Consider the following 20,621-nt stretch of genomic DNA (forward strand, 5'->3'; position numbering starts at 1 on the left):
GGCGACTGCCGCGGCGACCGCTCCAAGATTTCCTGGACTCAGGTCGAGACCGGGTCCGCAATCACCTGGAAATATCCGAGCTGCATCTTGCGCGGTGACAATTCGAGCGGCGAGTTCTATTCGATCGCGATCTCGAACGGCTTCCAGCAGGTCGATAGCGGCACCAAGATGATTCACCTCGGCAAGAACACGTCGAGCCGCATCATCTCCAAGGGCATCGCCGCCGGCAAGTCGCAGAACACCTATCGTGGACTGGTGACGGCGCACCGGAAAGCGACCGGCGCGCGCAACTTCACCGCCTGCGACTCGCTGCTGATCGGCGACAAATGTGGCGCGCACACCGTGCCGTATATCGAGGCCAAGAACTCCTCGGCGACGTTCGAGCACGAAGCGACGACCTCGAAGATCTCCGAGGACGTGCTGTTCTACTGCATCCAGCGCGGCCTCAGCCAGGAAGAAGCGGTCGGCCTCGTCGTCAACGGCTTCGTCAAGGACGTGCTGCAGCAGCTGCCGATGGAATTCGCGGTGGAAGCGCAGAAGCTGATCTCGATCTCGCTGGAAGGGAGCGTCGGATGACCATCTTCGAACCCAACAAGCAGGGAGATTTGTGATGACGGCGCTCCTCGAAATCCGCGGGCTCAAGGCCGAGATCGACGGTCGCCAGATTCTCAACGGGCTCGACCTCATTGTGAACAAGGGCGAGATCCACGCCATCATGGGCCCGAACGGCGCCGGCAAGTCGACCTTGTCCTATGTGCTATCGGGCAAGCCGGGCTACGAAATCACCGGCGGAGAGGTGTCCTTCAACGGCGAGGATCTGCTCGCCATGGACCCCGACGAGCGGGCTGCCAAGGGACTGTTCCTGGCCTTCCAATACCCGCTCGAAATCCCGGGCGTCGCCACCTTGACGTTCCTGCGCACGGCGCTGAATGCCCAGCGCAAGAAGCGCGGCGAGGAGGAGCTGTCTTCTCCCGACGTGCTGAAGCGGGTGCGCGAGCTGGCAAAGCAGCTCAGCATCGATCCCGAGATGCTGAAACGCCCGCTCAATGTCGGCTTTTCCGGCGGCGAGAAGAAGCGCAACGAGACGCTTCAGATGGCGCTGCTGGAGCCGAAGCTCTGTGTGCTCGACGAGACTGATTCCGGTCTCGACATCGACGCATTGCGCATCGTGGCCGACGGCGTCAATCGCCTGCGCGCCGCCGATCGCGGCATGATCGTCATCACGCATTATCAGCGGCTGCTCGACTACATCGTGCCCGACGTCGTGCATGTGCTGTCGGCGGGCCGCATCGTCAAGACCGGCGGCAAGGAGCTGGCGCTGGAGCTCGAGGCGACGGGCTACGCGCAGTATCAGAGCGAGGCAGCGTGATCCCATGAATGCGGAGATCCGTCCCGTCAAGACCGCCGCCGAGATCGGCCTGGCCGATCTGTTCGCGGCCTCATGCGCGAGTCTGCCCGGTGGGCGCAACATAGAGACGGTCCGGCGCGGTGCTTTCGAACGCTTCGTGGCGCAAGGCCTGCCGCATTCCCGCGTCGAGGCCTGGAGATATACCGACCTTCGGCGCCTGGTGCGCGATGCCAAGCCGCTGGCGTCGCGGCCCGACGCAACGGCCAAGGAGGCTGCGGGCATTGCCACTGCTGCCTTTGCGAATCTCGGCTTTCGCCGGCTCCTGATCGTGAACGGCGCCTTCGTGCCCGAATTGTCGGATCTCGCCGATCTCGAACCCGGCGTCAGCATCCGTGCCACCGTCAACGGACTCGATGCGGATGATGCGGACGGCGTGCTGGACGGCGGAGACGACGTAGCCACCGCCCTCAATACAGCGTTCGCCGCCGATGGCGTGATCATCGCGATCGATCCCGGTGTAGTCGTGACGCGGCCGATCCATCTGGCGTTCGTGACCACGGCCGCCACACCTGCCGCGATGTTCACGCGGTCTTCGCTGAAGATTGGGGCCGGCGCCGGCGTCACGTTGATCGAGACGCATGAGGGGCCGGATCGGTCCGACTATCAGGTCAATACCGCGCTTCGGACGATCGTCGGAGATGGTGCCCGGCTCGACCACGTCAAGGTCACCTCGGAAGGCGGCGCTGCGCTGCATATCGCAACGTTGCAGGCCGAGATCGGGGCGGAAGCGGTTTACAGCGAATTCGGCCTTGTCACCGGCGGCGCCGTCGTGCGCAACCAGCTCTTTCTCAAGCTTGCAGGCGAGGGGACCATCGCCAATGTTCACCAGGCGAGCCTTCTGGCCGGCCGTCAGCACGCGGACATCACGCTCACCGTCGATCATGTTGCAGCCGGCTCGCAGAGCCGGGAAGTGTTCAAGGCCGTGGTCGACGACGAGGCGCGCGCGGTTTTCCAGGGCAAGATCACGGTGCGGCAGGGTGCACAGCAGACGGACGCCAGGATGATGGCGCGGGCGCTGCTCCTGTCCGACGAGGCCGTCGCCAACTGCAAGCCGGAGCTGGAAATCTTCGCCGACGATGTGCAGTGCGGGCACGGAACCACTACGGGCGCGCTGGACGACCAGTTGAAATTCTATTTGATGGCCCGGGGTATTCCGGAAAAAGAGGCCGAAGCGCTGCTGATCCAGGCCTTTGTCGGCGAGGTGATCGATGCCATCGCGCGCGACGATCTGCGCGAGGCGCTGTCGGGCAGGATGCTCGACTGGCTCAAGGGGCGGGAATGATCCCATGCATCCGGCAGTGAGCAACGGAAGCTATGACGTCGATCGTGTCCGTCAGGACTTTCCGATCCTGTCGATGCAGGTCCACGGCAAGCCTCTGGTCTATCTGGACAACGCCGCCTCGGCCCAGAAGCCGAGAGCGGTGCTGGACCGGCTGACCGAGGCCTACACCAGCGAATACGCCAATGTACATCGAGGCCTGCATTACCTCGCCAATGCGGCCACGGAGGCCTATGAGGGCGCGCGCGACGAGGTCGCCAGGTTCCTCAATGCGGAGCGGCGCGAGGAGATCATCTTCACCCGCGGTGCGACGGAGGCGATCAATCTTGTGGCGCAGACCTTTGGCCGAGAGCGGATCGGCGAGGGTGACGAGATCGTGCTCTCGATCATGGAGCACCACGCCAACATCGTGCCCTGGCACTTCCTGCGCGAGCGCCAGGGCGCCGTGATCAGATGGGCGCCGGTTGACGACCACGGCAATTTCCTGATCGACGAGTTCGAGAAGCTGCTCAACGCACGGACCAGGCTGGTCGCGATCACCCAAATGTCGAACGTGCTGGGCAGTGTCGTTCCGGTCAAGGAGGTCGTGCGCCTGGCGCATGCGCGCGGGATTCCCGTGCTGGTCGATGGCTCCCAGGCCGCCGTCCACATGGACGTCGACGTTCGCGATATCGACTGCGACTTCTACGCCATCACGGGACACAAGCTCTACGGACCGACCGGAATCGGCGCGCTCTACGGCAAGTTTGAGCATCTCGCAACCATGCCGCCATTCAATGGCGGCGGTGAGATGATCCGCGAGGTCTCATGCGACGCCGTCAGCTATGGCGAGCCGCCGCACCGCTTCGAAGCCGGAACGCCGCCGATCGTGCAGGCCATCGGCCTCGGCGCCGCCATCGACTATGTCCAATCCATCGGCAAGGCGCGGATCCGCAAGCACGAGAACAGCCTGCTGGCCTATGCCCAGGAGCGGCTGCGCGGGATCAATTCGTTGCGGATCATCGGGACGGCCGCCGACAAGGGGCCGGTCGTGTCATTCGAGATGAACAACGCCCATGCTCACGACTTCGCGACCGTCATCGACCGCTCCGGCGTTGCGGTGCGGGCTGGCACCCATTGTGCGATGCCGCTGCTCGATCGCTTCGGCGTGACCGCGACCTGCCGTGCGTCGTTCGCACTCTACAACACCATGGACGAGGTCGACGCGCTCGCCGAGGCCCTGACCAGGGCGCAGGAGCTGTTCTCATGAGTGACCAGATCGCCGCCAGGCGACGGCCCGCCGAGTCGCGGCCCGTCGCCCGCGTTGTCTGCGATGCCCATCAGCGCCAGATGGCGCGAAACATGGAACGGCGCTTCACCGGCGAGTTTTCACCCGGCGAGCCGGTCCGCGCCGCGGCCCTGATCAGGAACGACGGCATGTATCCGCACAAGGATATCGGCGAGCCGCTGGTGCATCCCGGCGACGCCGGCATCGTCCGCGAGAGCTGGCGCTTTCTTGGCGAGGTTTACTACACGGTCGAGTTCGTGGCCCGAGCGGTGTTCGTCATCATGCGCGGCCGCGAGATGGTCCGGATCGGAACGGCGTTCGACGTCGGCTGACGATCCCTCCCGGGGCTTCAGACGGCCTCCGCCAACGCGGCTGCCGCATCCGCCCGCATCCGGACCACCATCGACCGGAAGCCGTTCGAGCGTTGCGGCGTCAGGTGCTCGCCGAGGCCGAGCCGCTCGAACAAGGCGAGGGGATTTTCTCCGGTGATCTCCGCCGCGGATCGGCCCGACAGGAGCGCAATCAGAATCGCGACCAGGCCGCGGACAATATGGGCGTCGCTGTCTCCGGCAAAGGTGAGGAGCGGCCGTCCGTTCCGATGCTCGACGGTGGTTGCCAGCCAGACCTGGCTGACGCAGCCCTGCACCTTGTTCGCGTCCGTGCGCTGCGCCTCGGGAAAGGCGGGCAGCTCGCGTCCGAGCTCGATGACATAGCGATAGCGGTCGTCCCATTCCTCGAGGAGTGAGAAGTTCTCGGTGATGTCCTCGATCGGTGTCGGTCGGGAAGCGGTTTCAAGCGGCATGTTCGCCTCGATGCGTTGGTGAGATGCATCAAGCAAGCTCCATACCGCGGCCCGATCGATGTCTCCGTGCAGGAAAATGCATGTTCGATGCCGTCCGGCAGCGGCGCATTGTTTCGTTCCGGACAGCCATCCGCGTACGCGCATGTCGACATGATGCGATGTCGGGTTTGCAACAATCGAAAGCTTCCAAGCTATCTGTCTCCAATCGCTTCGGTTTTCGACGTGCGGAGACGCTGGCACACTCGTTGCAAAAGTCCTTGTGCAAGGCGACCTCGCGGAGAGATCGCGAGAGCGGCGCGCCGGTTGAGGCGTCCGATCGTTCACACAGGGATAACCGAGGGATATTCGTATGAGCCTAGCAACCACCGAGAGCGTTGCCGAGATCAAGGCCCGCAACAAGCAACTGATCGACGAGGTCTTGAAGGTCTATCCGGAGAAGACCGCAAAGCGCCGCGCCAAGCACCTCAACGTGCACGAAGCCGGCAAGTCCGATTGCGGAGTCAAGTCGAACCTGAAGTCCATTCCCGGCGTGATGACCATTCGCGGCTGCGCCTATGCCGGCTCCAAGGGCGTGGTGTGGGGTCCGATCAAGGACATGATCCACATCAGCCACGGCCCGGTCGGCTGCGGCCAGTATTCCTGGGCGGCCCGGCGCAACTACTACATCGGCACGACCGGCATCGACACCTTCGTCACCATGCAGTTCACCTCCGACTTCCAGGAGAAGGACATCGTGTTCGGCGGCGACAAGAAGCTCGCCAAGATCATCGACGAGATCCAGGAGCTGTTTCCGCTCAACCACGGCATCACCATTCAGTCGGAGTGCCCGATCGGCCTGATCGGCGACGACATCGAGGCGGTGTCGAAGGTGAAGTCCAAGGAGTACGACGGCAAGACCATCGTTCCGGTCCGCTGCGAAGGCTTCCGCGGCGTCTCGCAGTCGCTGGGCCATCACATCGCCAACGACGCGGTGCGGGACTGGATCTTCGACAAGGTCTCGCCGGAAGCCAAGCCCACGTTCGAATCCACGCCCTATGACGTCGCGATCATCGGCGACTACAACATCGGCGGCGACGCCTGGTCATCGCGCATCCTGCTCGAGGAGATGGGCCTGCGCGTGATCGCGCAATGGTCGGGCGATGGCAGCCTCGCCGAGCTCGAAGCGACGCCCAAGGCGAAGCTCAACGTCCTGCACTGCTACCGCTCCATGAACTACATCTCCCGCCACATGGAGGAGAAGTTCGGTATTCCCTGGTGCGAGTACAATTTCTTCGGTCCCTCCAAGATCGCGGAATCGCTGCGCAAGATCGCCAGCTTCTTCGACGACAAGATCAAGGAAGGCGCCGAGCGCGTCATCGCCAAGTACCAACCGCTGATGGATGCGGTGATCGCGAAATATCGCCCGCGTCTGGAAGGCAAGACCGTGATGCTGTTCGTCGGCGGCTTGCGACCCCGCCACGTGATCGGCGCCTATGAGGACCTCGGCATGGAGGTGGTCGGCACCGGCTACGAGTTCGGCCACAACGACGACTACCAGCGCACCGCCCAGCACTACGTCAAGGACGGCACGCTGATCTATGACGACGTCACCGGCTACGAGTTCGAGCGCTTCGTCGAGAAGATCCAGCCCGACCTCGTCGGCTCGGGCATCAAGGAGAAGTACGTCTTCCAGAAGATGGGCGTGCCGTTCCGGCAGATGCACTCCTGGGACTATTCCGGTCCCTATCACGGCTATGACGGGTTCGCGATCTTCGCCCGCGACATGGACATGGCGATTAATTCCCCGATCTGGAAGAAGACCAAGGCACCCTGGAAGGATGCCCCGCGGCCGAGCCTGATGGCGGCGGAATAACAGCAAGCTCTGGCTCCTCCGGCTTGCGGAGGAGCCAGGACAGGCGATCGAACACGAATCCAACAAGGGTGCCACGATGACACAGAATGCCGAACACGTGCTCGATCACTTCGAGCTGTTCCGAGGTCCGGAATACCAGCAGATGCTGGCCAACAAGAAAGCCCTGTTCGAGAATCCGCACGATCCGGTGGAAGTCGAGCGGATCAGGGAATGGGCCAAGACGCCCGAATATCGTGAGAAGAACTTTGCCCGGGAAGCGCTGACCGTCAACCCCGCCAAGGCCTGCCAGCCGCTCGGCGCGGTGTTCGTCGCCGTCGGTTTCGAAGGCACGCTGCCCTTCGTGCACGGCTCGCAGGGCTGCGTCGCCTACTACCGCAGCCATCTGTCGCGGCATTTCAAGGAGCCGAGCTCCTGCGTCTCCTCGTCGATGACGGAAGACGCGGCCGTGTTCGGCGGTCTGAACAATATGATCGACGGGCTCGCCAACACCTACAATATGTACAAGCCGAAGATGATCGCGGTCTCCACCACCTGCATGGCGGAAGTGATCGGCGACGACCTCAACGCCTTCATCAAGACGTCCAAGGAGAAGGGCTCGGTCCCGGCCGAATTCGACGTTCCATTCGCCCACACGCCCGCCTTCGTCGGCAGCCACGTCACCGGCTATGACAATGCGCTGAAGGGCATTCTGGAGCACTTCTGGGACGGCAAAGCCGGCACTGCGCCGAAGCTGGAGCGGAAGGAGAACGGCAAGGTCAACTTCATCGGCGGCTTCGACGGCTACACCGTCGGCAACATCCGCGAGATCAAGCGCATCTTCGAACTGATGGGGATCGAGTACACCATCCTCGCCGACAACAGCGACGTATTCGACACCCCGACCGACGGCGAGTTCCGCATGTATGACGGCGGCACCACGCTGGAGGACGCCGCGAACGCGATCCACGCCAAGGCGACCATCTCGATGCAGCAATACTGCACCGAGAAGACGCTGCCGTTCATCGCGGGGCACGGTCACGAGGTTGCGGCCTTCAACCATCCCGTCGGCGTCAGCGCCACCGACGACTTTCTGATGACGCTGTCGCGTATCACCGGCAAGCCGATCGCGAAGGCCCTGGAGCAGGAGCGTGGCCGTCTCGTCGACGCCATGGCCGACTCCAGCGCGCATATCCACGGCAAGAAGTTCGCGATCTACGGCGATCCGGACCTCTGCTACGGACTTGCGGCGTTCCTGCTCGAGCTCGGGGCCGAGCCGACCCACGTGCTCTCCACCAACGGCAACAAGGCCTGGGCGGAGAAGATGGACGCACTGTTCGCGAGCTCGCCGTTCGGCAAGAATTGCCATGCCTATCCCGGCAAGGATCTCTGGCACATGCGCTCGCTGCTGTTCACCGAGCCAGTCGATTTCCTGATCGGCAACACCTACGGCAAGTATCTGGAGCGCGACACCGGCACGCCGCTGATCCGCATCGGTTTCCCGGTGTTCGATCGCCACCATCACCATCGCTATCCGGTGTGGGGCTATCAGGGCGGGATGAACGTTCTGGTCAAGATTCTCGACAAGATATTCGACGAGATCGACAAGAACACCAACGTTCCCGCCAAGACCGACTACAGCTTCGACATCATCCGTTGATGCGAGGGAGACCTGCCGCCGCCTCATTTGCGGGCGGCGGCAGACGACCAGTCTAGCCAGAGCGATCGAGACTGCGGGGCGACGTGCTCGCGCAGCGGGTCCAAGAACGGGAGAGACGAATGAGCTCGCTGTCGGCCACCATCCAGGACGTCTTCAACGAGCCGGGTTGCGGCAAGAACGCCAACAAGACGGAGGCCGAGCGTAAGAAGGGCTGCACCAAACAGCTCCAGCCGGGCGGCGCGGCCGGCGGCTGTGCTTTCGACGGCGCCAAGATCGCGCTCCAGCCGTTCACCGATGTTGCGCATCTGGTCCACGGCCCGATCGCCTGCGAGGGCAATTCCTGGGACAATCGCGGCAGCGCCTCGTCGGGCTCCGATCTCTGGCGGCGCAGCTTCACCACCGACATGAACGAGACCGACATCGTGTTCGGCGGTGAGAAGCGGCTCTACAAGGCGATCAAGGAGGTCTTCGAGAAGTACGATCCGCCGGCGATCTTCGTCTACCAGACCTGCGTGCCCGCGATGATCGGCGATGACATCAACGCGGTCTGCAAGGCGGCGGCGACGAAGTTCGGCAAGCCGGTCATCCCGGTCAATTCCCCGGGTTTCGTCGGCCCGAAGAACCTCGGCAACAAGCTCGCCGGCGAGGCGCTCCTCGAGCACGTGATCGGCACCGAAGAGCCCGACTACACTACGCCCTACGACATCAACATCATCGGCGAATACAACCTGTCCGGCGAGTTCTGGCAGATCAAGCCGCTGCTCGACGAGCTCGGCATCCGCATCCTCTCCTGCATCTCCGGCGACGGCAAATATCGCGAGCTCGCCTATTCGCATCGCGCGAAGGCCGCGATGATGGTGTGCTCCAAGGCGATGATCAACGTCGCCCGCAAGATGGAGGAGCGCTACGGCATCCCCTATTTCGAGGGATCGTTCTACGGCATCCAGGATTCCAGCGATTCCCTGCGCGAGATCGCGCGATTGCTGATCGAGCGCGGTGCGCCGGCCGAGTTGAGGGATCGCACCGAGGCGGTTATTGCGCGGGAGGAAGCCAAGGCCTGGGCGGCGATCGAGCGCTTCAAGCCGCGCTTCAAGGACAAGAAGGTGCTGCTGATCACCGGTGGGGTGAAATCGTGGTCCGTGGTCGCCGCGCTGCAGGAGGCGGGGCTCGAGATCGTCGGCACGTCCGTGAAGAAGTCCACCAAGGAGGATAAGGAGCGGATCAAGGAGCTGATGGGCCAGGACGCCCATATGATCGAGGACATGACGCCGCGCGAAATGTACAAGATGCTGAAAGACGCGCGCGCCGATATCATGCTGTCGGGCGGCAAGTCGCAGTTCGTCGCGCTGAAGGCCGCGATGCCCTGGCTCGACATCAACCAGGAGCGCTGCCACGGCTATATGGGTTACATCGGCATGGTCAAGCTGATGGAGGAGATCGAGAAGGCACTCTACAACCCGATGTGGGCGCAGCTCCGCAAGCCGGCGCCGTGGGACGATGGCGGCGAGACCTGGCAGGCCAAGGCCATGGCGCAGATGGACGCGCAGGCCGCCGAAATCGCCGCCGATCCGTCTCTGGCCGAAACCACGCGGCGGGCCAAGAAGATCTGCTTCTGCAAGACCGTCGACCTCGGCAGCATCGAGGACGCCATCACCGCGCATGGCCTCACCACCGTCGATGGGGTGAAGGAACACACCAACGCCTCCGGCGGCTGCGGAGCCTGCAAGGGCCGGCTCGAGGACATCCTGGCGGCCCGGCTGGCGCCGCTGCTTCAGGCGGCGGAGTAGGTCGGATGGCGATCGTCACCACCTCGAAGAAGGCCTGCTCGGTCAATCCGCTCAAGATGAGCCAGCCGATCGGCGGCTCGTTCGCGTTCATGGGGCTACGCGGCGCGATGCCGCTGCTGCACGGTTCGCAGGGCTGCACCTCGTTCGGCCTGACGCTGTTCGTGCGGCACTTCAAGGAAGCGGTGCCGATGCAGACCACCGCGATGAGCGAGGTCGCGACCGTGCTCGGCGGCTATGAGAATGTCGAGCAGGCGATCCTCAACATCCACAATCGCACCAAGCCGGAGATCATCGGCATCAATTCGACCGGTGTCACCGAGACCAAGGGCGATGACGTCGAGGGCTTCATCCGCCTGATCCGGCAGAGACATCCGCAACTTGAAAAGCTCCCGCTGGTCTACGTCTCGACGCCCGATTTCAAGGACGCGTTCCAGGACGGCTGGGAGAAGACGGTCGCGCGCATGGTCGAGGTGCTCGTGGACCCGGTCGACGCCGGAGCCGTGCGCGATCCCGCGCGCGTCAACATCCTGACAGGCTGCCATCTCACGCCCGGCGATCTCGACGAACTGCGCACGATCCTGGAGGACTTCGGGCTCAAGCCGTCCTTCCTGCCGGACCTTGCCGGCTCGCTCGACGGCCACATCCCCGACGAGTTCACGCCGACCACGATCGGCGGCATCGGGGTCGACGAGATCGCCACCATGGGGCAGGCCGCCTGGACGATCGCGATCGGCGCGCAGATGAAGCGTGCGGCGGAAGCGATGCAGGCCAGGACCGGTGTGCCGTTCCGGCTGTTCGAGCGGCTCTGCGGGCTGATCCCGAATGACGAGTTCATGGCCTTCCTTAGCGAGATCAGCGGGCGGCCGGTCCCGGCGAAGTATCGCCGGCAGCGCGGCCAGCTCGCCGATGCGATGCTGGATGCGCATTTTCACATCGGCGGCCGCAAGCTGGCGATCGGCGCCGAGCCGGACCTGCTGTTCGATCTCTCCAGTATGCTGCATGAGATGGGCGCCGAGGTCGAGGCCGTGGTCACCACCACGGCCTCGCCCGTGCTGGAACGCGTCAAGACGCAAGAGGTCCTGATCGGCGATCTCGAAGACCTCGAGGAGCGCGCCAAGGCGCGTGATTGCGATCTCCTCATCACCCATTCGCACGGCCGCCAGGCGGCCTCGCGCCTGAAGATCCCGTTCTATCGGGCGGGCTTCCCGATGTTCGACCGGCTCGGCGCCGGGCATCAGATGTCGGTCGGCTACCGCGGCACGCGCGATCTGATCTTCGATCTCGCCAATCTCGTCATCGCCGACCGCGAGGCCAACCATCAGCCGACTCCTGACACCTGGCGGACCACCGACAGCGGCCTTCAGGTCGTCCCGCCACAGCTGCACTGAAAGAAGAGGGATCAGATCGATGAAAGTTGCCTTCGCCACCCAGGACCTGAAGCGCGTCGATGCGCATTTCGGCTGGGCCAAGAACATCGCCATCTACGACGTCAATCCGGACGGCCATCGCTTCGTCGAGGCGATCCAGTTCGACGGTGACCTCAAGGAGGACGGCAACGAGGACAAGCTCGCGCCGAAGATCGAGGCGATCAAGGATTGCACCATCCTCTACGTCGCGGCGATCGGTGGCTCCGGCGCCGCGCGGGTCGTCGCCAACAACATCCATCCGATGAAGGTGGCGCAGCCCGAGGCGATCGACGACCTCTGCGTCAAGCTCGAGGACGTGCTGAAGGGCTCGCCACCGCCGTGGCTGCGCAAGGTGCTGGCCAAGGGACAGGAACGCAGCTTTGATTTCGAAGATTGAAGGAAACCGGCATGACTGACGCGGCTGAACTGATCCAATCGGACAACGCGACCGAGGCGCCGTTCGTCAAAGAGCTCATCAAGGTCTGGCGGGCCCAGGACACCCATGGCGCCTGGGAGAGCAAGAAAGATCTCGACCTGCTGGAGCCCTACATCCTCGACAAGGAGAAACGCCGCGCGCTGCCGATCGTTGGCGATCCCGATCCGGACACGATCTGGCGGATGGAGCTGTTCTTCAACGCGGTCGCGCTGCTGATCGAGAAGGAGACCGGCGTGATGATCTCGCCGATGTTGAAGATGCATCATGAAGGCTTCGGCCGCATGGTCCTGATCGGCGGGCGCCTCATCGTCGTCAACAAGCAGCTCCGCGACGTGCACCGCTTCGGGTTCGACAATCTGGGCAAGCTCGCAGCCGAAGGCGACAAATATGTCGCGGGCGGGGTCGAGATGATCCGCAAGTTTCCCGATGTTGCAAACTACTGAGGTTCGAGCATGAGCGATCTTGAAACGTTGAAGGCCGAGATCAAGAAGCTATCGGCCAAGGCCACGCAGGCCAAGATGGACCTCCACGATCTCTCGGAGGAGCTTCCGATCAACTGGACCTCGATCCTGAACGTGGCCCAGAAGGCCCACGATGCCTTCGCCGAGCTCGAGCGCAAGCGTGAGGATCTCAAGTTGCTGGAAAAGGCATAACCGGATCTCGACCATGTCCTACGCAACCCGCGACGGCCGCGACTGGAAGCCGGACTATCTGGTGTCGATCGATGCCCAAAAGTGCATCGGCTGTGGCCGCTGCTACAAGGTCTGCGGCCGCGAGGTCATGACGCTCAAGGGCCTCAACGAGGACGGCGAGATGATCGATCTCGATGACGACGATGACGAGGTCGAGAAGAAGGTCATGGTGATGAACGACGACGGCGCCTGCATCGGCTGTGGCGCCTGCGCGCGGGTCTGCCCGACCAACTGCCAGACCCACGCCCCCGCGATCGCCTGATTGCCGTGGCGGACCCGCGATGAGCAAGACGAGGTTCGCCAGATACAATATCGGCCAGGTGATCCGTCACCGGCTCTATGCGATGCGCGGCGTCATCTTCGACGTCGACACGTCCTTCGCCGGCACGGATGGCGAACCGCCGGCCGACGGGACGTCGGCGGGTCTGGTCTACCGGCTGTTCGCCGATGACGACGAGATCCCCTATGTCGCCAGCATTGCCGAGCACGACCTGGAACCTGACGATTCCGGCGAGCCCGTCCGCCATCCCGGGATTGGTACCATGTTCGAAGTCGGCGAGGCCGGCAACTATCGCTGGCGCCGGCACGCGTTGAATTGACGCGCCGGGGACGCAGCGATCCGCCTTACTCGATCCCCTGTTCCCGCGCCTTCATCATCGCAGCGATGCGGAAGCGTTCGTGGATGGCGACGGGATTGGCGAGCATGTCGGCTTCCGCTTGTTTGAACGCGGTGAGCACGATCTCGGCTTCCGCCGGCGTCAGGGGCACGCGGCCCGCCATGTGGGTCGCTTCCGGTGCGGCGGTGCGGATCGCGCGGCGATAGGGATGATCCTTCACCTCGATCAGCTCGTTGGCTTCGAGCCTGCCGCCCAGCGTGATGGCGAGCCCGACGACCTCGAGCCTGCGACCGTCCTGCGTGGTCTTGACCAGTATAGCCATCGTCAATCGGCCTCCTGCGCCGCGTACCACATGTAACCGTCATTGTCCCAGAGTTGAGCCAGCGCCTGGTCGGGCTTCAAGGCAGGATGTCGCTGCCGCACGGCGCGATAGTCGGCCTCGAAGCGTGAAGCGTGCTCGCCCTCGAGGCGGGCGGTGAAGAAGTCGGACTTTGACCGCAGCACGAAGGTCGATCGATCGGCGCCAATCCGTAACTCGAACCTGTCGCCGTCGGACAGGAGGCGCTCATCGGCCAAGACGGGCATCACGGCACCATCGGCATGGCGAAGCCGGGTCGGGGATGCGCATCGTAATAGTCCGGCCGCTCCGGCCAGCCGCCTTCGGCGATGAACTTGAATGCGGTGATCTTCACCGGCGCGCCCTGCGAGCAGGAGACCTCCGCGAACTTGATCTCGCGCGGCCCGGGGCCCGCGGAAAAGTCTGCGACCACGGTGCCGTCGGCCTTGGAGGCGCGGGCAAAGCCCGGCGTGCCGACGCTGCTCGCCGGCACGGGATTGGCCGCGAGGCCTACGCTGCCGTCGCCGCTGAAAGCCGGGCTCGCGAATCTGAACGCGGCGAGCACGCCGCTGCGATCGACCGGGCGATCGGCAGTGATCGGGCGCGCGACCGAGTAGACGGTCAGCGTGCCGCCATCGAGCAGAGCCTTGATCTCGTCTTCCGAGCAGGCGGCAAATTCCGATGCAACGTTCATGTCATTCTCCATGCCAACGGGCCTGAATGAACAACATCAATTTCCGTGCCACGCGGAGCTGTGCGCCGGATCGTCGAATGCGGCTGAAATACCCTGCGACCTGCCCTCAAAGGCCGCGTGAACAATACACCCGCGCCACGGGGAAAGCCTCCGAGTGTCGGATTCCGGACATGTCAGCGGGCTGGCTGTCTGTCGTGCGTCTAGCGCGATTCTTGCAAAGCCTCGGCAAGCCGTCGACCGCATTCGAGGACAGCATGGACCACAATACCGCCTACGCGATCTGCGCCCTCAACGACATTCCGAGCCAGCGGGCGATCGGCTTTCATCTCATGATCGTCGGTGACGACGGCGCGCCGCGGCCCTGGCCGATCGTGATCGTGCGCTGGGGCAAGCAGGTGTTCGGCTATCTCAACCGATGCCCACATGGCGGCGTGAATCTCGACTGGGAGCGCAACCAGTTCCTGGATGGCAATGGCACCAGGCTCCAGTGCGGCAAGCACGGCGCCACCTTCGAGCTCGGCACCGGCCATTGCGTGGACGGGCCATGCAAGGGCGAAAGCCTGACGCCGATTGCGCTTGCCGTGCTTGACGGCGACATCTGCGTCACCGGTGTGAGGCTGGTGGAGGAGGATGACGAAGCGGCCCGCGAGGAGGCCTGACGCGGGCTGCGTCAAACCGGGCGATTCTCGTTGCGATTTTTCACCGGCTCCATCCTGGCAAGTCCCTCCTCATAGGAAATCTCGGTGTAGGATGCGTCGAGATCCTTGGCGGCATCGAGCAGATAGTCGAGCTTGCCGGCGGTATCGAGCTTCTTGATGTCGTTCTTGTCGACGCCGGCGAGGTCCATCATCTCCTTCCAGACCGTCGATTCATCGCACGGCAGCACACGGAACTCGATGTCGCCGATCTTGGTGCGGTATTTCGCCAGGAAATCGACGTTGTTGCAGAATATGAAATAGCTGCCCTTCGGGCTGAGCGCGCCGTCGAGCACCTTGGCGACGTCGGCCAGATAGGCAAAGGAATGCAAGTAACCGGCGAGCACCGGAATGGTCTGCTCGCCCTCCTGCGTCACGGTAAGCACCTGTTCGAGCGAATAGTCCGGCGGACGCTTCTCGTCGGCGACCTGGGCCTGGAATTTCAGCGCGATGTCGCCGCGAAAGCCGAAGCGTCCTGGCTTGGTAGTATCGCCTTTCAGCACCGCGTTCAGGAGCCGGCCCTCCTTGTCCAGGCGGCCAAGGGCGGTGTTGTCGATCGACGTCATGAAATCTCTCCTCGTCTCATCTGCCGCGCGGCTGTCGGCCGGCGCGAAGGTTTCGATGGTCCTTATGCAAGGAGTTTGCCGACCGCACGTGCATGCGCCGAGAGTGTGAATGCGGCGGGAATCCGCGCCGCTCGGTGTGGTCGCGGCGTGCTGTCTGGTATCACGTTGCCGTTCCGCTTGTCCCGGCTCGCCACGACCGCCTGTCGCAAACCCGACAAGCGTCGCAAAGGCAACAGGTGTACGCCGGGCGAAAACGTAGCGGTTTCAGACATATGCGCTCTGGCACGGGACTTGCGATCCTCATTGCAACAGACCCAGACAGCGAGGGCGAGCGATGATCAACCTGACGGACAGCGCGGTGAATGCAGTGAAGACGGCAATTTCCTCCGGGGTGCAGCCGGCGAGCGGCTTGCGCATCATGGTCGAGACCGGCGGCTGCGCCGGTTTCAAATACATGATGGGCCTCGCCGAAGAGGCCAAGCCAGACGACACCGTGATCGAGCGCGGCGGCGTGAAGGTGTTCGTCGACAATGCGAGTCACGAGCATCTCAACGGCACCACGATCGACTTCGTCGTCGCACTGGAGGGGTCTGGCTTCACCTTCGACAATCCCAATGCGAAGTCGAGCTGCTCCTGTGGCAAGTCGTTCAGCTGAGCTGCGTCCGTCGATCCGATCCGTTACAGAGAGAATTTGAAATGCTCGTCGAATCCGAACACCTGAAACAGTCGCCGGCCGCCGAACCCTCGGGCCGCGAGCAGATCGTCCGCGCGGTGCTCGATGAGGTTCGACCCAATCTCAAGCGCGACGGTGGCGATTGCGAGCTGCTCGAGATCGACGGCAACAAGATCATGGTCAGGCTCACCGGCGCCTGCGTGTTCTGCAAGCTCGCCAGCGCGACGCTGGAGGGCATCCAGGCGCGCCTGATCGAACGACTCGGCGAGTTCGTTCGCCTGATTCCCGTTGCCGGAGCGGCCAAGCCCCGTCACTGAGCAGGCGCGACAGCGAGAGAGGGATTCCGTGCGGCCGATCTACCTCGACAACAACGCAACGACCCGCACGGATCCTTCCGTCGTTGCGGCGATGCTGCCGTTCTTCGCCGAGCAGTTCGGCAATGCGTCCTCAGCCCATGCGTTTGGAAGCGACGTTGCCCAGGCGGTGCGAGCGGCGCGGCGCAGCGTCCAGGGCCTGATCGGCGCCGCGTTCGATCACGAGATCGTCTTCACCTCGGGCGGTACGGAATCCGACAACGCCGCGATCCAGTCGGCGCTCGCCGTGCAGGACGGGCGCGACGAGATCGTCACCACCGCGGTGGAGCATCCGGCGGTGCTGTCACTGATCGAGGATCTCGCCTGCCGCGGCATCAGGAGCCATCTCATTCCCGTCGACAGGCGCGGCCGCCTCGACATCGAGGCCTACAGGCGCGCGCTCGGTCCGCGCACTGCGATCGCCTCCGTGATGTGGGCCAACAACGAAACCGGCACGATCTTCCCGGTCGAGTTCCTGGCCAAGATGGCCCGTTCAGCCGGCGCGCTGTTTCACACCGACGCCGTGCAGGCGGCCGGACGGGTTCCGATCGATTTGAGCGCCGCGGAGATCGACATGCTCTCGCTCTCCGGCCATAAGCTGCACGGTCCGAAGGGGATCGGCGCGCTCTATGTGCGCAAGGGAACGAAATTCAAGCCGTTGATCCTCGGTGGTCCGCAGGAGCGCCGCCGTCGCGCCGGCACCGAGAATGTTCCCGGCATCGTGGGCTTCGGCAAGGCGGCCGAGCTCGCCACGAGCCAGCTCGAGCAGGAGCGGGCCGCGGTCTCCGTGCTGCGAAACCGGATGGAGCAGGGCATTCTGCAGCTCGGCCACTGCATGGTGCTGGGCGACGTCAAGAGCCGGCTGCCGAATACGTCCAACATCGCATTCGAGCATCTCGAAGGCGAGGCGATCATTCATCATCTGAACCGCGCCGGCATTGCCGCCTCGCTGGGGTCGGCCTGCGCTTCTGGCTCGATGGAGCCCTCGCACGTGCTGCGCGCGATGCATGTGCCGCCGCAGGCGCTGCGCGGCGCGATCCGTTTCTCCCTGTCCCGCGAGACCACGGCCGACGAAGTCGACCGAGTCCTGCAGGTGCTGCCGGAGATCCTGTCCAAACTGAGAGCATTGTCTCCTTCGTGGCAAGAGCGCGCGAGCGACACCTCTCGTCCAGCGGAGATGAGTCTATGAAAGTCATGATTCGCCGTTCCCCGGAGACCGGCCTGTCGATCTACGTGCCGAAAAAGGATCTCGAGGAGCCGATCGTGGAATCTGAGCACGAGACCCTGTGGGGCGGCTGGATCAAGATCGCCAATGGTTGGGTGCTCGACCTGCCGCAGATGGCCGCCGATACCAATCTGCCGATCACCATCAACGCCAAGAAGCGCGGCGGCGAGGGAGACGAGTGATGAACGCGCCGGTCCCGCAGATCGACTTCGCCACCCCCGCCGACGCGGAGGCCGTCCTTCGCGACGTCGTCGCGCGGCTGCGCGGCGGCACTGTCATTCCCTATCTCGGACCCGGCGTAGCCGAGCTCGCCGCCCCAACGGCGCCGATGAATCCGGAAGCGCTGGCGGCTTTCTTCGGCACCAAGGTGGCATTGCCGCGCCGCGCCCGCGGCAATGCCTGGGCCTCCGCGCAGCACATCGAGAGCACCAGGCACCGCGCCACCGTGACCGCATTGATGGCGGACGCCTTTGCCAACCCGGTCGCGCCGACGGCGCTGCATCGCCACCTCGGCGCCCTGGCGCTGCCGCTGATCGTCGACAGCTGGTATGACGGCGCGATGCGGAGCGCGCTCGCCGGGCGCGGCGACTGGGGCGAGATCCAGGGCATCACTCGCGCCGGAATCGGCGAGGACCGCTGGTACCGGTTCTACGATGCCAGCGGCCAGGAGGTCGATCGCGCGCAAGCCAAGGGCTGGACCACGATCCTCTACAAGCCCCATGGCAGCGTCGCGCCGGCGAAGAATTTTCTGATCTCCGACGCCGACTATGTCGAAGTCTTGACCGAGATCGACATCCAGACGCCGATCCCGGAAGAGGTGAAGGTGCGGCGCACCGGCCGGAGCTTTCTGTTTCTCGGCTGCCGCTTCAACGACCAACTGCTGCGCACCTATGCGCGACAGGTCTCGAAGCGTTCGAGCGACACCCACTACGCCGTCGTCGAGCCCGACGCGCTGTCGAAGAACGAACTGCGCTTCCTGGTCAGCCAGTGCCTGACTCCGCTTGCGATCCCGCTCGCGCGCGCAGTCGAGATCGTGCTGGCGGGTTGATCCTCTCGACTTGTCGATCTGACGATCTCCGCGCGAACGATCTTCGCGCGGAGATCGCGCGTGCATCGATGCATCCTGTCGACGATGTCGGGTCTGTCACCTTTCCAACACGCGTTGGCAATCCGACACTGTTCCGTGAGTCCGCTAACTCATTGAAGCGAACGAAGAAAGTCGCGGACGCGACGATGGCATGTGGGTTGCTAATACCTTTCTAGAACGACTCTTAGGACGCTTCTCGAAATCCGAGCCCCGCAAAATCTGTTCGGCTTGCAAGGAGAATTGAGCACATGGACGTTTCAGCGCAACACGACGCGAGCAGCAGCAATGTCGCCGATGTCGGCGAAATCATGCAGGCCATCGCCGAGCACAAGGGCTGCGGTACCACCGGCGGCAGCGGCAAGGCGAGCTGCGGATCGTCGGCGGGGCAGGGCGACCTCCCGACCGAGATCTGGGAGAAGGTGAAGAACCATCCGTGCTACAGCGAGGAGGCGCACCACCACTACGCCCGCATGCATGTCGCGGTCGCGCCGGCCTGCAACATTCAGTGCAACTACTGCAATCGCAAATACGACTGCGCCAATGAATCGCGCCCCGGCGTGGTCAGCGAGAAGCTGACGCCCGAGCAGGCCGCCAAGAAGGTGCTCGCGGTCGCCTCCACCATTCCGCAGATGACCGTGCTCGGCATCGCCGGTCCCGGCGATCCGCTGGCCAATCCGGACAAGACCTTCAAGACCTTCGAGCTGATCTACAATACGGCGCCCGACATCAAGCTGTGCCTGTCGACCAACGGCCTCATGCTGCCCGATCACGTCGACACCATCGCGAAGTACAATGTCGACCACGTCACCATCACCATCAACATGGTCGATCCGGAGATCGGCGCGAAGATCTATCCCTGGATCTTCTACAAGCACAAGCGCTACACCGGCTACGAGGCCGCCAAGATCCTGACCGACCGGCAGCTCCAGGGGCTGGAGATGCTCACCGAGCGCGGCATCCTCTGCAAGATCAACTCGGTGATGATCCCGGGGATCAACGACCAGCACCTGGTCGAGGTCAACAAGGCGGTGAAGTCGCGGGGCGCCTTCCTGCACAACATCATGCCGCTGATTTCCGCGCCCGAGCACGGCACCGTGTTCGGCCTGAACGGGCAACGTGGCCCCAGCGCACAGGAGCTGAAGGCGCTTCAGGACTCCTGCGAAGGCGAGATGAACATGATGCGGCATTGCCGCCAGTGCCGCGCCGACGCCGTCGGTCTGCTTGGCGAAGACCGCAGCGCCGAGTTCACCACCGAGAAGATCATGGCGATGGAGGTCAAGTACGACGCCGACACCCGTAAGGCCTATCAGGCCAAGGTCGAGGAGGAGCGTGTCGCCAAGGTCACGGCCAAGCAGGAGGAGCTTGCCGAGCTCGCTGGTGCTTCAAGCGACATCAAGGTGCTGGTGGCGGTCGCGACCAAGGGTTCCGGCCTGATCAACGAGCATTTCGGTCACGCCAAGGAATTCCAAGTCTACGAGCTCTCCACGGCAGGCGCGAAATTCGTCGGTCATCGCCGCGTCGACCTCTACTGCCAGGGTGGCTACGGAGAAGAAGACAGTCTCGAGACGATCATCCGTGCCATCAACGATTGCCACGCGGTGTTCGTCGCCAAGATCGGCGGCTGCCCGAAGGGCGACCTGATCAAGGCGGGTATCGAGCCGGTCGATCAATACGCCCATGAGTTCATCGAGAAGTCGGCGATCTCCTGGTTCAAGGCTTATCTCGACAAGGTCAACGGCGGCGAGATCGCGCACGTGGAGCGCGGCGATGCCGCCATCCGCCAGGGCGCGCTGATCTCGGCGGCTTGAG

26 protein-coding genes are annotated in these 20,621 nt (G+C 63.7%); 21 read left to right on the plus strand and 5 right to left on the minus strand.

The window, feature by feature from the left end; translation table 11 throughout:
- From UNPF46_RS29240 to UNPF46_RS29260, 5 genes are all read left to right on the plus strand, one after another.
- Positions 1-576: SufD family Fe-S cluster assembly protein (locus tag UNPF46_RS29240; RefSeq protein WP_181770034.1), on the plus strand; the 576-nt coding region annotated here is incomplete at its 5' end.
- A 34-nt stretch (positions 577-610) separates the two neighbouring features.
- Complete coding sequence (gene sufC, locus UNPF46_RS29245; RefSeq protein ID WP_100178661.1) at positions 611-1,369, plus strand: Fe-S cluster assembly ATPase SufC; 759 nt, start codon at positions 611-613, stop codon at positions 1,367-1,369.
- Between the two features lie 4 nt (positions 1,370-1,373).
- Positions 1,374-2,690: a Fe-S cluster assembly protein SufD gene (gene sufD / locus UNPF46_RS29250; RefSeq protein ID WP_100178662.1), complete on the plus strand. Its 1,317-nt coding sequence runs from the start codon at positions 1,374-1,376 to the stop codon at positions 2,688-2,690.
- A gap of 4 nt (positions 2,691-2,694) precedes the next feature.
- Positions 2,695-3,936 (plus strand): cysteine desulfurase, encoded by a 1,242-nt coding sequence (locus tag UNPF46_RS29255; RefSeq protein WP_142252309.1) that lies wholly within the window; start codon positions 2,695-2,697, stop codon positions 3,934-3,936.
- A complete protein-coding gene (locus UNPF46_RS29260) occupies positions 3,933-4,286 on the plus strand; it encodes a nitrogen fixation protein NifZ (RefSeq protein WP_246668755.1) in 354 nt (117 codons plus the stop codon). Before UNPF46_RS29255 ends, UNPF46_RS29260 begins: the two co-directional genes overlap by 4 nt.
- A gap of 17 nt (positions 4,287-4,303) precedes the next feature.
- Here UNPF46_RS29260 and UNPF46_RS29265 read toward each other — a convergent pair whose 3' ends face one another.
- Positions 4,304-4,756, minus strand: a complete 453-nt coding sequence (locus UNPF46_RS29265; RefSeq protein ID WP_142252382.1) for a SufE family protein — start codon at positions 4,754-4,756, stop codon at positions 4,304-4,306.
- Between the two features lie 349 nt (positions 4,757-5,105).
- On the opposite strand from UNPF46_RS29265, the gene nifD reads away from it, so the two are divergent.
- From nifD to hspQ, 9 genes are all read left to right on the plus strand, one after another.
- Positions 5,106-6,608 carry a nitrogenase molybdenum-iron protein alpha chain gene (nifD, locus tag UNPF46_RS29270; protein WP_142252310.1) on the plus strand — a complete coding sequence of 501 codons (1,503 nt, stop codon included), beginning with the start codon at positions 5,106-5,108 and terminating at the stop codon, positions 6,606-6,608.
- A gap of 76 nt (positions 6,609-6,684) precedes the next feature.
- Positions 6,685-8,244, plus strand: coding sequence for a nitrogenase molybdenum-iron protein subunit beta (gene nifK / locus UNPF46_RS29275; protein WP_100178666.1), 1,560 nt, complete (start codon positions 6,685-6,687; stop codon positions 8,242-8,244).
- Between the two features lie 119 nt (positions 8,245-8,363).
- The gene (nifE, locus tag UNPF46_RS29280; RefSeq protein WP_142252311.1) at positions 8,364-10,031 is read left to right on the plus strand and encodes a nitrogenase iron-molybdenum cofactor biosynthesis protein NifE; all 1,668 of its coding nucleotides are present in this window, start codon (positions 8,364-8,366) and stop codon (positions 10,029-10,031) included.
- A gap of 5 nt (positions 10,032-10,036) precedes the next feature.
- Positions 10,037-11,419, plus strand: a complete 1,383-nt coding sequence (gene nifN / locus UNPF46_RS29285) for a nitrogenase iron-molybdenum cofactor biosynthesis protein NifN (protein WP_142252312.1) — start codon at positions 10,037-10,039, stop codon at positions 11,417-11,419.
- 19 nt (positions 11,420-11,438) lie between these two features.
- Complete coding sequence (nifX, locus tag UNPF46_RS29290; RefSeq protein WP_100178669.1) at positions 11,439-11,834, plus strand: nitrogen fixation protein NifX; 396 nt, start codon at positions 11,439-11,441, stop codon at positions 11,832-11,834.
- Between the two features lie 11 nt (positions 11,835-11,845).
- Positions 11,846-12,316, plus strand: coding sequence for a NifX-associated nitrogen fixation protein (locus UNPF46_RS29295; RefSeq protein WP_142252313.1), 471 nt, complete (start codon positions 11,846-11,848; stop codon positions 12,314-12,316).
- Between the two features lie 9 nt (positions 12,317-12,325).
- Positions 12,326-12,526 carry a CCE_0567 family metalloprotein gene (locus UNPF46_RS29300; protein WP_142252314.1) on the plus strand — a complete coding sequence of 67 codons (201 nt, stop codon included), beginning with the start codon at positions 12,326-12,328 and terminating at the stop codon, positions 12,524-12,526.
- A gap of 13 nt (positions 12,527-12,539) precedes the next feature.
- On the plus strand, positions 12,540-12,827 hold the full coding sequence (gene fdxB / locus UNPF46_RS29305) for a ferredoxin III, nif-specific (RefSeq protein ID WP_100178671.1): 288 nt from the start codon (positions 12,540-12,542) through the stop codon (positions 12,825-12,827).
- A 19-nt stretch (positions 12,828-12,846) separates the two neighbouring features.
- Positions 12,847-13,164: a heat shock protein HspQ gene (gene hspQ / locus UNPF46_RS29310; protein WP_100178672.1), complete on the plus strand. Its 318-nt coding sequence runs from the start codon at positions 12,847-12,849 to the stop codon at positions 13,162-13,164.
- A 25-nt stretch (positions 13,165-13,189) separates the two neighbouring features.
- Here the strand turns inward: hspQ and UNPF46_RS29315 are convergent, their stop codons facing one another.
- From UNPF46_RS29315 to UNPF46_RS29325, 3 genes are read right to left on the minus strand one after another with little or no spacing between them, the layout of a single operon-like run.
- Complete coding sequence (locus tag UNPF46_RS29315; protein WP_100178673.1) at positions 13,190-13,504, minus strand: hypothetical protein; 315 nt, start codon at positions 13,502-13,504, stop codon at positions 13,190-13,192.
- Between the two features lie 2 nt (positions 13,505-13,506).
- Entirely contained in the window at positions 13,507-13,770 is a 264-nt protein-coding gene (locus UNPF46_RS29320; RefSeq protein WP_430649775.1) for a hypothetical protein, read from the minus strand.
- Positions 13,767-14,213 (minus strand): hypothetical protein, encoded by a 447-nt coding sequence (locus tag UNPF46_RS29325; protein ID WP_142252315.1) that lies wholly within the window; start codon positions 14,211-14,213, stop codon positions 13,767-13,769. The genes UNPF46_RS29320 and UNPF46_RS29325 overlap by 4 nt, the downstream gene beginning before the upstream one ends.
- A 254-nt stretch (positions 14,214-14,467) precedes the next feature.
- Between UNPF46_RS29325 and UNPF46_RS29330 the strand changes: the two genes are divergently transcribed.
- Entirely contained in the window at positions 14,468-14,872 is a 405-nt protein-coding gene (locus UNPF46_RS29330) for a Rieske (2Fe-2S) protein (RefSeq protein WP_142252316.1), read from the plus strand.
- Between the two features lie 11 nt (positions 14,873-14,883).
- On the opposite strand, the gene UNPF46_RS29335 is transcribed toward UNPF46_RS29330, so the two are convergent.
- Positions 14,884-15,474 (minus strand): hypothetical protein, encoded by a 591-nt coding sequence (locus tag UNPF46_RS29335; protein WP_142252317.1) that lies wholly within the window; start codon positions 15,472-15,474, stop codon positions 14,884-14,886.
- A gap of 334 nt (positions 15,475-15,808) precedes the next feature.
- Here UNPF46_RS29335 and UNPF46_RS29340 point away from each other — a divergent pair, with 334 nt between their 5' ends.
- The 6 genes from UNPF46_RS29340 to nifB all read left to right on the plus strand — a co-directional run bounded on the left by UNPF46_RS29340 (position 15,809) and on the right by nifB (position 20,620).
- Positions 15,809-16,129 (plus strand): iron-sulfur cluster assembly accessory protein, encoded by a 321-nt coding sequence (locus UNPF46_RS29340; RefSeq protein ID WP_142252318.1) that lies wholly within the window; start codon positions 15,809-15,811, stop codon positions 16,127-16,129.
- A 41-nt stretch (positions 16,130-16,170) separates the two neighbouring features.
- The gene (locus UNPF46_RS29345; RefSeq protein ID WP_100178676.1) at positions 16,171-16,464 is read left to right on the plus strand and encodes a NifU family protein; all 294 of its coding nucleotides are present in this window, start codon (positions 16,171-16,173) and stop codon (positions 16,462-16,464) included.
- A gap of 28 nt (positions 16,465-16,492) precedes the next feature.
- Positions 16,493-17,689: a cysteine desulfurase NifS gene (gene nifS, locus UNPF46_RS29350; RefSeq protein WP_142252319.1), complete on the plus strand. Its 1,197-nt coding sequence runs from the start codon at positions 16,493-16,495 to the stop codon at positions 17,687-17,689.
- Positions 17,686-17,907: a putative nitrogen fixation protein NifT gene (gene nifT / locus UNPF46_RS29355; protein ID WP_100178678.1), complete on the plus strand. Its 222-nt coding sequence runs from the start codon at positions 17,686-17,688 to the stop codon at positions 17,905-17,907. The genes nifS and nifT overlap by 4 nt, the downstream gene beginning before the upstream one ends.
- Entirely contained in the window at positions 17,907-18,773 is an 867-nt protein-coding gene (locus UNPF46_RS29360) for an SIR2 family NAD-dependent protein deacylase (RefSeq protein ID WP_142252320.1), read from the plus strand. Before nifT ends, UNPF46_RS29360 begins: the two co-directional genes overlap by 1 nt.
- Positions 18,774-19,060: 287 nt before the next feature.
- Positions 19,061-20,620, plus strand: coding sequence for a nitrogenase cofactor biosynthesis protein NifB (nifB, locus tag UNPF46_RS29365; RefSeq protein ID WP_100178680.1), 1,560 nt, complete (start codon positions 19,061-19,063; stop codon positions 20,618-20,620).
- Position 20,621 lies beyond the last annotated feature (1 nt).

Source organism: Bradyrhizobium sp. UNPF46, from assembly GCF_006658625.1.
Taxonomy (GTDB): domain Bacteria; phylum Pseudomonadota; class Alphaproteobacteria; order Rhizobiales; family Xanthobacteraceae; genus Bradyrhizobium; species Bradyrhizobium nitroreducens.

Coding starts and splice junctions, on each gene's coding strand:
- sufC (WP_100178661.1), top strand. CDS start 611: ATGACGGCGCTCCTCGAAATCCGCGGGCTCAAGGCCGAGATCGACGGT.
- sufD (WP_100178662.1), top strand. CDS start 1,374: ATGAATGCGGAGATCCGTCCCGTCAAGACCGCCGCCGAGATCGGCCTG.
- UNPF46_RS29255 (WP_142252309.1), top strand. CDS start 2,695: ATGCATCCGGCAGTGAGCAACGGAAGCTATGACGTCGATCGTGTCCGT.
- UNPF46_RS29260 (WP_246668755.1), top strand. CDS start 3,933: ATGAGTGACCAGATCGCCGCCAGGCGACGGCCCGCCGAGTCGCGGCCC.
- UNPF46_RS29265 (WP_142252382.1), bottom strand. CDS start 4,756: ATGCCGCTTGAAACCGCTTCCCGACCGACACCGATCGAGGACATCACC.
- nifD (WP_142252310.1), top strand. CDS start 5,106: ATGAGCCTAGCAACCACCGAGAGCGTTGCCGAGATCAAGGCCCGCAAC.
- nifK (WP_100178666.1), top strand. CDS start 6,685: ATGACACAGAATGCCGAACACGTGCTCGATCACTTCGAGCTGTTCCGA.
- nifE (WP_142252311.1), top strand. CDS start 8,364: ATGAGCTCGCTGTCGGCCACCATCCAGGACGTCTTCAACGAGCCGGGT.
- nifN (WP_142252312.1), top strand. CDS start 10,037: ATGGCGATCGTCACCACCTCGAAGAAGGCCTGCTCGGTCAATCCGCTC.
- nifX (WP_100178669.1), top strand. CDS start 11,439: ATGAAAGTTGCCTTCGCCACCCAGGACCTGAAGCGCGTCGATGCGCAT.
- UNPF46_RS29295 (WP_142252313.1), top strand. CDS start 11,846: ATGACTGACGCGGCTGAACTGATCCAATCGGACAACGCGACCGAGGCG.
- UNPF46_RS29300 (WP_142252314.1), top strand. CDS start 12,326: ATGAGCGATCTTGAAACGTTGAAGGCCGAGATCAAGAAGCTATCGGCC.
- fdxB (WP_100178671.1), top strand. CDS start 12,540: ATGTCCTACGCAACCCGCGACGGCCGCGACTGGAAGCCGGACTATCTG.
- hspQ (WP_100178672.1), top strand. CDS start 12,847: ATGAGCAAGACGAGGTTCGCCAGATACAATATCGGCCAGGTGATCCGT.
- UNPF46_RS29315 (WP_100178673.1), bottom strand. CDS start 13,504: ATGGCTATACTGGTCAAGACCACGCAGGACGGTCGCAGGCTCGAGGTC.
- UNPF46_RS29325 (WP_142252315.1), bottom strand. CDS start 14,213: ATGAACGTTGCATCGGAATTTGCCGCCTGCTCGGAAGACGAGATCAAG.
- UNPF46_RS29330 (WP_142252316.1), top strand. CDS start 14,468: ATGGACCACAATACCGCCTACGCGATCTGCGCCCTCAACGACATTCCG.
- UNPF46_RS29335 (WP_142252317.1), bottom strand. CDS start 15,474: ATGACGTCGATCGACAACACCGCCCTTGGCCGCCTGGACAAGGAGGGC.
- UNPF46_RS29340 (WP_142252318.1), top strand. CDS start 15,809: ATGATCAACCTGACGGACAGCGCGGTGAATGCAGTGAAGACGGCAATT.
- UNPF46_RS29345 (WP_100178676.1), top strand. CDS start 16,171: ATGCTCGTCGAATCCGAACACCTGAAACAGTCGCCGGCCGCCGAACCC.
- nifT (WP_100178678.1), top strand. CDS start 17,686: ATGAAAGTCATGATTCGCCGTTCCCCGGAGACCGGCCTGTCGATCTAC.
- UNPF46_RS29360 (WP_142252320.1), top strand. CDS start 17,907: ATGAACGCGCCGGTCCCGCAGATCGACTTCGCCACCCCCGCCGACGCG.
- nifB (WP_100178680.1), top strand. CDS start 19,061: ATGGACGTTTCAGCGCAACACGACGCGAGCAGCAGCAATGTCGCCGAT.